The organism is Acidithiobacillus sp. TH-A36 (genome assembly GCF_057473445.1).
The window spans coordinates 1-9,199 of record NZ_JBYCKP010000637.1 but is presented as its reverse complement, the minus strand read 5'-3'; the positions used below and the strand labels follow the sequence as shown (position 1 = coordinate 9,199).

General features: G+C 52.6%; 7 protein-coding genes. 2 read left to right on the top strand and 5 right to left on the bottom strand.

The features are described 5' to 3' along the window. Positions 1–121: 121 nt before the first annotated feature. Both AC2VLY_RS15895 and AC2VLY_RS15890 read right to left on the bottom strand, forming a co-directional pair. The gene (locus tag AC2VLY_RS15895) at positions 122–493 is read right to left on the bottom strand and encodes a hypothetical protein (RefSeq protein WP_486891955.1); all 372 of its coding nucleotides are present in this window, start codon (positions 491–493) and stop codon (positions 122–124) included. A gap of 78 nt (positions 494–571) precedes the next feature. Continuing rightward, complete coding sequence (locus tag AC2VLY_RS15890; RefSeq protein ID WP_486922619.1) at positions 572–3,907, bottom strand: DEAD/DEAH box helicase; 3,336 nt, start codon at positions 3,905–3,907, stop codon at positions 572–574. A 156-nt stretch (positions 3,908–4,063) separates the two neighbouring features. Here AC2VLY_RS15890 and AC2VLY_RS15885 point away from each other — a divergent pair, with 156 nt between their 5' ends. Together AC2VLY_RS15885 and AC2VLY_RS15880 are read left to right on the top strand one after the other, a co-directional pair. Further along, a complete protein-coding gene (locus AC2VLY_RS15885) occupies positions 4,064–5,515 on the top strand; it encodes a phosphomannomutase (RefSeq protein WP_486922618.1) in 1,452 nt (483 codons plus the stop codon). Next, positions 5,499–5,798, top strand: a complete 300-nt coding sequence (locus tag AC2VLY_RS15880) for a hypothetical protein (protein ID WP_193650699.1) — start codon at positions 5,499–5,501, stop codon at positions 5,796–5,798. The genes AC2VLY_RS15885 and AC2VLY_RS15880 overlap by 17 nt, the downstream gene beginning before the upstream one ends. Here AC2VLY_RS15880 and AC2VLY_RS15875 read toward each other — a convergent pair. The 3 genes from AC2VLY_RS15875 to bcsS form a co-directional block, all read right to left on the bottom strand. Continuing rightward, positions 5,761–7,386, bottom strand: a complete 1,626-nt coding sequence (locus AC2VLY_RS15875; protein ID WP_486922617.1) for an ABC-F family ATPase — start codon at positions 7,384–7,386, stop codon at positions 5,761–5,763. The genes AC2VLY_RS15880 and AC2VLY_RS15875 overlap by 38 nt on opposite strands. 92 nt (positions 7,387–7,478) lie before the next feature. Then, positions 7,479–8,726: a cellulose synthase complex periplasmic endoglucanase BcsZ gene (gene bcsZ, locus AC2VLY_RS15870; protein ID WP_486893278.1), complete on the bottom strand. Its 1,248-nt coding sequence runs from the start codon at positions 8,724–8,726 to the stop codon at positions 7,479–7,481. A gap of 27 nt (positions 8,727–8,753) precedes the next feature. After that, a partial coding sequence (gene bcsS / locus AC2VLY_RS15865) for a cellulose biosynthesis protein BcsS (protein WP_486893279.1) occupies positions 8,754–9,199 on the bottom strand: 446 nt, incomplete at its 5' end.

The following is a 9,199-nucleotide window of genomic DNA, read 5'->3' as shown; positions in this document are numbered from 1 at the left end:
GAAAAAGCCTCTGCGGCTGTCTGCAACAGGGATTCCTGTGTCGAACTAAGGGGAATATTGTCTGCATAAGCACTGCCTGCTACGGCAAAAATGCAGGTAGCCCACAGCAACAATCTTTTCTTCACGATTGTTTTTTGATGTGAAGCCATCGGCCGAGGTGTTTTGCAAGGGAGTGCGAACGTTGCGGATGATCTTTCGCCAGAGGACCAACATGCAAATTCAGCGGTTCGCAGTGATCCTTGCCGTGACAGATAACCCCATGGGAATCACAATTTTCACCGGCATTTTTTAAAATCTGCACCATTTTAGCCTCTGCTTCTGCTCCACATCGACCATCATACTGGATCAGGACGAGGCGTTTATCCGGTAGCACTTCTACATGCCCGCCCATTTCTTCAAAGACTTTAAGTTCTGCCAATGCCGAGTCGGTTACTCCATGCAGGGCCCCACTGATGATGAAGCGGTCGCGACGCTGTTCTTCTTGCTGTTTCATGCTTTTTTCCTGCTACGTTAGAGATCATTCAGCATGAATGTCCCGAAAATAATCTACATGCACCCCAGTATAGTGCCATCAGCGCCGACTTTCTGGAAGCGGAGCGAGCAGGGAGGCCAGATCATCCGGACCAAATTGCAGCTTGTCCTTGCGCGCCTTGTCGAGCACACCGGATGCTAAAATGGCTTTTCTCTCCTGCAGCGCCAGGATTTTTTCTTCAATGCTGCCCGCTACAATCATTTTGTAGACAAATACGCGACGCTGCTGCCCGATGCGATGGGCGCGGTCTGTGGCCTGATTTTCGGCAGCGGGATTCCACCACGGGTCGTAATGAATGACCGTATCGGCCGCTGTGAGGTTCAGGCCAACACCGCCAGCCTTGAGGCTGATCAGAAATAACGGAACCTCGCCTTTTTGAAAGCGATCAATCGGCGTTTTGCGGTCCTGGGTATTTCCGGTGAGCTGTACATAGGGAATATGCATTTTATCCAGACGTGTACTGATCAAGGCAAGCATTTCCGTGAACTGGGAGAACAGCAGAATCTGGCGACCTTCGGCAAGGAGTTCGGGGATCATCTCCATCAGCATGGCGAGTTTGGCACTTTCCTGAACCTTACGGGCCTTTTCACTTTTCAATAGTCGTGGATCGCAGCAAACCTGACGTAATTTGAGCATGGCATCGAGTATTACAATCTGACTGCGCTGAAAGCCTTTGGCAGCAATTTCCTGGCGAATTCTTTCGTCCATTGCGCTGCGTACGGTTTCATACAGATCGCGTTGCGCCCCTTCAATATCCACCGAACGAATAATGATGGTTTTTTCCGGAAGCTCCTGGGCTACTTCCTCTTTTTTGCGCCGCAAAATGAAGGGGCGGACGCGTTTGGCCAGCAGGTTCAGTCGCTCCACATCACCATGGCGCTCGATAGGACCACGCCAGATTTTTTGAAACGTGCGCAAATCACCCATAAAACCGGGCAGGAGAAAATCAAACTGCGCCCAGAGCTCTCCCAGATGATTTTCCAGAGGGGTTCCAGTCAGTGCCAGGCGATGGGTGGTAGGTATTTCGCGAATAGCCTCGGCAGCGCGACTTTGAGCGTTTTTCACCATCTGCGCTTCATCGAGAATCAGCAAATGAAATTGCTGGTTCTTGAGTAGTTCAATATCCCGCCAGACCAGCGGGTAGGTGGTCAGTACCAGATCATGACGGGATATTTCTGAAAATTGATCCAGTCGCTCCTTGCCATGGAGCGATAGCACCCTCAACTCGGGGGCAAATCGTTCTGCTTCTTCCCGCCAGTTATGAATCAGCGAAGTCGGCATGATAATCAGGGCGGGGTTCTGCAGGCGACCGTTTTCTTTTTCCAGCAATAAGTGAGCGAGGGTCTGGGCGGTTTTGCCGAGCCCCATGTCATCTGCAAGAATACCACCCAGGTTGTGCTCGCGGAGAAATTGCAGCCAGGCCAAACCTTCCTGCTGATAGGGGCGCAGCGGCAAGGCAAAACCCCGGGGAGGCTCTACAGGAGGTATTTCGCCACTTTGCGGGAGGCGTTTACTGAGCCTGCGAATGGCATCCATGCCCTCACTCCGCCATTGCTGACTATCGGTAATTTCGGCCAGTCGGGTGACATCATAGGCGGAAACCCGCATGAGTCCCGAAGTGCCGAGACTGAACAAGTCAATAAGGGTACCTACCAGTGGTTTGAGTCGGTGGGCGGCAGTTTGAATGGGAACTCCCGACGGGGTGTGCAAATGGATGGCTTCTTCATCGGGAATACGGGTTAAGCCTCCGGGACTCAGCCAGCGTGGATCGCGGGCAAACAGCCCACCCAAAAGCGGCGCCAGCGCCAGCCTTTCGCCTTCGACTACTATGCCGACATCAAGACCGAGCCAGCCTTCTTCTTCCCCGTCCACCTGCATATCCCAGGCATCAATATGCAAAAAATGATGGCGGAAGCCATCTGGCCAGTGGACTCCCCAACCTGCGCCGCGCAGAGCCTCCACGCCTTCATTCATGAAGGTATCCCAGTCTTTTTCGTTGGCCAGTCCATAAATGGGCTGTGGCAGCAAGGAGAGGCTATGGAAAAGGCTGGCTTTGGCGATTTTCAGGCCGGTATCAGCCAAAATTTTCAGCGCTTTTTTTTCTGCCTTTCGATCGCGTTGGACATGCACGGTTTCGCCATTGGCGAGAGTTTGTGTTTCGCTGTCATCATCAATGGCAATATGCGCGGGTCCATAGATAAAACTCGGCTGCCCGTAATCAAACCGGCAATTAGGACTCCATTGGCCAGGATAATCCCGGTAGGCCTGCATCCCCATCAATGCCAGGGTATCGCACCATAGGGACGGCTGGAGTGGCTCGGCAATGACTCGAAGATCCTTCACCGGGTCGGCCACTGGAGCAGGCAGGTCGGGGGCCGATTCTTCCAGAATATTTCTCAATAATGCAGCCTCCTGAATGTTGAGGGGGGGCGCCTGAAGAAGATCCTTGAGCAGGGAGGGTTTGATGGGGATGTCAATCGGGCCGATTTCGAGATTTTCCGCATCCAGATACCAGGGCACGTCCAGAGTCAGCAAGGTCTGGGTGGGTGGTTCGGTTTCCAGAATGGGATGTTGTTCCGTACCCTTGAGGGTTTTCCAGAGTAATTTACCCGCACGGATGTCGCCCATTCGCAATGGAGAGGAACCGGGTTTATCCATAAACAGGCGCTCACTGGCAGCCAACATGCCCAAAGCGGCGCCACCATGGCGTGGGCCCAGAGTAAAAAATCCACTTCTTTGGGCATAAACATCTTCAATGAGTAAACGGCGTATGACCATCTGATCCGTTTCATCCAGAAAAGCGGGTGGACGGCGTAGGGCTGCTTCAAAATTACTCCAGGGCGTGAGTTCGCTGCAAATACCCTGCCTGTTCAGGCGCGCTTTGAGGCAGTTCAGGGTGGGCACAGGTTGCTGATGACCACGAATTTCCAGAATCCAGTGGAGTCGATAAGTAGAAGTGGGAATCCTGCGTGGCGGCGGATTCAGATGTGAACGCAGTTCACCTAGCCATTGCATCACATGCGGCCTGGGGCTGTTGACCGGTTGTGGGCTACCACGTTGGGCCAGATAAGCCAGTAACACGGCTGCGACATGTTTGCAGCGACTGCCAACGGGGCAGGTGCATAAACTGATAAGATGTCCCTGACTGAGATGAATATCCACATGATAAGGATTGCGGATGCTGCCTTGCACCCATGCACTGAGCTCCGTGTCGGTTGGTCGTTCGAGATGACTGACCGCCTGTCGATAAGGCTGGGCCTTGCGGATCTCCAGGTCACCCAGCCACTGGCGGAGCATGTCGTAGTCATAGGTGTCCAGACTGGGTAGCGCTTGTTTGCTGCGATGCCAGTTCATCCAGTCGTCATTATTGGGCATTGCTTTGCTTGGATATCCATTGTGAATGCTAATGGACCATGATACACAGCCTGTAGCCCTCTGGGAAAGTGCGCAAATTATCCATGCCAACTGCCTTTTTGGAATTTATCTGGTTATCATGGCGTAACCCCTGAACAGGATCGGAGGAGTAGGAATATGGCAGCATTTGGTACCAGTGGATTAAGAGGCCTGGTCAGCGATTTAACCGATCAACTGGTTTTTACCCATGTGCGGGCATTTCTTCGTTATCTCCGCGACATAGGCGAATATCAGAGCGGCGAGAAAGTGATTCTCGGCGGAGATTTAAGACCCAGTACCCCGCGAATATTGGCTGCCAGTTGGGCTGCGGTGCTGGCAGAGGAGGGCAACCCCCAATTTGCCGGTTATCTGCCCTCACCAGCACTGGCTTTTGCCGGAATCTCGGCAGGAGTCCCTTCGCTGATGGTAACCGGCAGTCATATTCCCTTCAATCGTAACGGCATCAAATTCAATCGTCCGCACGGCGAACTGATGAAGGCTGACGAAGCTGGCATTCTCGCCCAGGACATGCAAGTTGCATCGAATTTATTTACAGAACAGGGCGCCCTGCTGCATCCGCCGCTGTTGCCTGATGCCGACCCGCATTATCTGCAAAGCTACCAGAATCGTTATCTGGATTTTTTTGGCAAAGAAAGTCTGGCAGGCTTGCGGCTCGGCGTGTATCAGCATTCCGGAGTGGCCCGGGATCTGCTGGTCGATATTTTGGTTGCTATGGGCGCGGAAGTATTGCCACTGGGCCGTTCTGCAGAATTTGTTTCTTTGGATACGGAAGCATTGCGCCCTGAAGATACCGTGTTTGCCCAACAGGCCGTGGCCGGGCATCAACTGGATGCCTTACTGACGACAGATGGAGACGCTGATCGCCCCATGATTGCGGACACTACGGGGCGCTGGTGGCGCGGTGATGTGCTGGGTGTACTTACAGCCCATGCTCTGGGTGCGCAAAGTGTTGTCACCCCGGTCAGCAGTAATACTGCGCTGGAGTTGTCGGGATTATTTACCCGGATTCACCGTACCCGCATTGGCTCTCCCTATGTCATTGAAACCATGCAGGCTGCTCTGGCTGCGGGTGAGGGGCCCGTAGTGGGTTATGAAGCCAACGGCGGATTCTTGCTGGGCAGTCCTCTGCAGCGGCATGGACAAACCTTGCAGCCGCTTCCAACCCGGGATGCAATCCTACCCATGCTCACCGTTCTGACAGCGGCAAAACAGCAAGGGAACAGACTTGCTGCACTGTTGGACCGTTTACCCCCGCGTTATACCGCCAGTGACCGGCTGCAGGATTTTCCTACCAGCTTGAGTCAGCAGCATCTGGATGCTTTCAGGGGAACTGACAATGTCCAGAATCTGGCAGCATTCAGCTGCACTTTTGGAAAAGTGGCAGGCCCGGCAGGCAGTCTGGATCACACCGACGGGGTGCGTGTGACTCTGGAAAATGGCACCATCATTCACTTGCGTCCTTCGGGAAATGCGCCGGAATTGCGATGTTACAGCGAAGCGGATTCGCCTGAAGAAGCCGAGCGCATGTTGCGTGCCACTTTGCAGATTATGCATGGCTGGCGGCATTAAATTGTTGCCGCGCCTTTCCCGTGCATTGTGGATATATGCAGGAACCGGACTGATTATTCTCGACCTGCTCCTGATGGTGCTGCGATATCTGGGGGTGGTTTTCAAAACCAACGCCGTAGCGGTGCTGGCAGTCCATCATGGGGTGGATGCGGAAGCCGGAAGCCTCCTGCATCTGGCCAATATTCTGAACATGGTGCGCTGGAAATGGATTGGAGGAATTCTTGTGCTGGGTGTCCTCCTCCTGCTTATCGGTTTTTGGCGCTCTTTTTCCCGGCGTCGCTGACGCTGATCTGGCTGAGCAGATAATCCTCATAACTGCCTTTGAAATCTTCAATGCCCTGAGAGGTGAATTCAATAATCCGAGTCGCCAGCGAAGAGACAAACTCGCGATCATGGCTGACAAAAATCAGGGTTCCATCGAATTTTTCCAGCCCGTTGTTCAGGGATTCGATGGATTCCATGTCCAGATGGTTGGTGGGTTCATCCAGAATCAGGACATTAGGTTTTTGCAGGGTAAGCTTGCCAAATAACATCCGACCTTTTTCGCCACCCGAAAGCACCTTGACGGAGCGCCCGACCTGATCCTGACCGAAGAGCAGACGACCCAGAACCCCACGAATGGCCTGATCATCGTCTTTTTCGCTGCGCCATTGGCACATCCAGTCGAAAAGGGTCAGATCTTCCGCAAATTCCGGCGCATAATCCTGGGCAAAATACCCGATCTTCACATTTTCCGCCCATTTGATCACCCCGGCATCCGGTTCCGTTTCACCTATCAGGCAGCGCAATAAAGTCGTTTTCCCCAGACCATTGGCACCGATAATTGCAATACGTTCACCTGCTTCAATATGCAGCCGCAGCTTCTGGAAAAGGCGCAACTCACCGAAAGACTTTGATAAATCTTTGGCATCCAGGGCATAGCGATATAACTTGCGGTCCTGTTGAAAAACCAGATAGGGATTCTGGCGGCTGGAAGGTTTGACTTCTTCCAACTGGATTTTTTCAAGCTGACGGGCGCGGGAAGTAGCCTGTTTGGCTTTGGAGGCATTCGCCGAAAAACGGCTGACAAAACTTTGCAGTTCTGCCATTTTTTCCTTTTTCTTGTCGTTATCGGCCAGTAATTGATCCTTGACCAGCGTGGATGCGCGCATGTAGTCATCATAATTACCGGGATAAACACGCAGTTCGCCGTAATCCAGATCGGCCATGTGGGTGCAAACACTATTTAAAAAATGCCGGTCATGGGAAATGATGATGATGGTGCTTTTGATGCTGCTCAGTAATTCTTCCAGCCACTGAATGGTATGAATATCCAGATTGTTGGTAGGTTCATCCAGGAGAAGGATGTCAGGATCGGCAAATAATGCCTGGGCCAAAAGCACGCGCAGTTTCCAGCCCGGCGCCACCCCCGACATCAGGCCGTCGTGCTGCTCCAGAGGAATGCCCACGCCAATAAGCAGTTCCCCGGCTCGGGCTTCAGCCGAATAACCGCCCAGTTCGGCAAAATCACTTTCAATGTGGGCTACCGCCATGCCATCTTCTTCATTCATTTCCGTCAGGGAATAGAGGCGATCGCGTTCCATTTTCACCTTCCAGAAGTCACCATGCCCCATCATGACCGTATCCAGTACCGTATATTCTTCAAAGGCAAACTGATCCTGGCGCAATTTGCCCAGTCGCTCGCCACTGCTCAAGCTGACATTTCCGGCGCTGGGTTCGAGGTCGCCACCCAGGATTTTCATGAGAGTGGTCTTGCCACTACCGTTAGCTCCAATCAGACCGTAGCGGTTGCCGTCCCCGAAGTCCACGGACACGTTCTCGAACAAGGGTTTTGAACCAAACTGCATGGTCAGTTGATGGGTACTGAGCACGGCATACTCCAAATACGCAATAATGAATGGGCGCGATGATAGCACTGAATGGTTAGGATGGTCCTAATCCAATTGTAAATTGAAACCGTTGGTCAACCGTGCAGCCCTGAATGTGACCACCATGTATGCAAATCACCATTCCGTTCAAAAGTAAAACTCTTGCTAAGGTTGCCTAAGGCAAAAAGGGCCAGGTTCTGGTCATAGTAGTAGGCAGGTTCACCCAGTAATCCTGTGCTTGGAATCTGTGCTTCCTGTATACGCTGCAGTTGCCGGTTGAATGCGATCTGATCATGCTTTGCTGAAAGATAGGTGAGAAGAGCGGCGGAAAAGCCTACTGGCCCGCTTCCTCTTGCTTGCCCGGTTGCTGCATCTACTGCCAGAGGGGGCACGTTATGCTGCTGCAAATACTTTTGCATGCCAGAAAGGGCGGCGAGTATTTCCGGCCCAAAAGGCATTTCTTTTGTCGCCATACCTGCCCAAAGATAGACACGGATGGCATTGTAGCTGCCGTCCACTCCCTGGGACGGAACAAAGAAGCTTCGACCATCGTCCAGTCCGATCCAATCCGGTGCGAATCCATGGGGGGAAACGGCATGCAGAAAATCGGGTAACTGCGAGGCCATCTGCTGCCAAGGTCCATGGGGGTCAGCCTGAGCCAGTCCCAGCAAAAGTGGTAATGGTAAATAGCTGGGGTTGAAGACATACCGTTTAGCTGCGATGTGAAAGCCAAAATAGCCGGGCAAAAGCATTGGCGTGAAACTCAAGTGAATACTGCGGTCATTAATGCGGTTGGAAAAAGAAATCATGACCACTTCTTCTCTCACAATAGTCTGAGTCAATTCCAGGCCCAGGTGCATGTAATCCGGCCGATGCCAGAGCTTTCCTGCCTGTATCAGTGTGTATGCCAGCCAGAGATCTGCATCGGCAGCGGAGTGCTGGCTGAGCAGCGTCCATTTCCCGCTCGGATTCTGGCCCCATAACCAGCCTGGTAGCTGAGTGCCCAGTTGGCCCGCAGCCATATTGTTGTTGGTCCAGGAAAGAATTTTCGCGAACTGTTCAGGTTTATCGGCGACGAGGGCGAAGAAGAGTGCATAGGACTCCCCTTCGGAAGTGCTATCTTGGTGTTGGTGGTGATCAATGACACGCCCTTGGTCGTCAATGAAAGCACGAGTATAGTCAACCCAGTAGCTGCGCCAATGTGCCACCGAAATGGGCACCAGTGGCGGGGACAGGACTTTTGCCACAGTGCTATGGCTCATCAGTAAACTCACACAAAAAAGCCCTACGGTTACCCAGTTCAAAGCCTTGCCCATTTCTACCCCCAGATGGGCTCTTCCCACCCGTCAGCTATGTCCTCCCACTGATACTCAAAAAGTTTTGCTCACTGATAATGCTGCATAGCCCACATCGGGCAGATTTTTCTGTCGTTGCAAACCTCCCTCTAACGTGACCCCCCAACCTCCAGACAAATTTGCATCAACAAAAGCTCCATACTGCCGGATGCTATAAGTTCTTCCTCCTGAAGGGATAAATTCTGGTCCAAAGTGCAGCCAAGGCAGGGTTGGTATACCCAATCTCATCCTCGACCAGTATGACCCCTGACCAAAGGCATAACTGCCCAGTCCCGAAAAATAAAAGCCATCGCCAATGGGCAAGTGGACTTGTAATTGCGGAATGAAAGTGACACTGCTCTGGAAAGGCCCACCCGCCGGAATGGGTGGGGTCAGAGAAAAATATTGATAAGCGACGCTTCCAGAAACACTAAGCTGTAGTGGCCCGGCGGTGAAGTCGTAACCTAATCCTGCTGAAATCC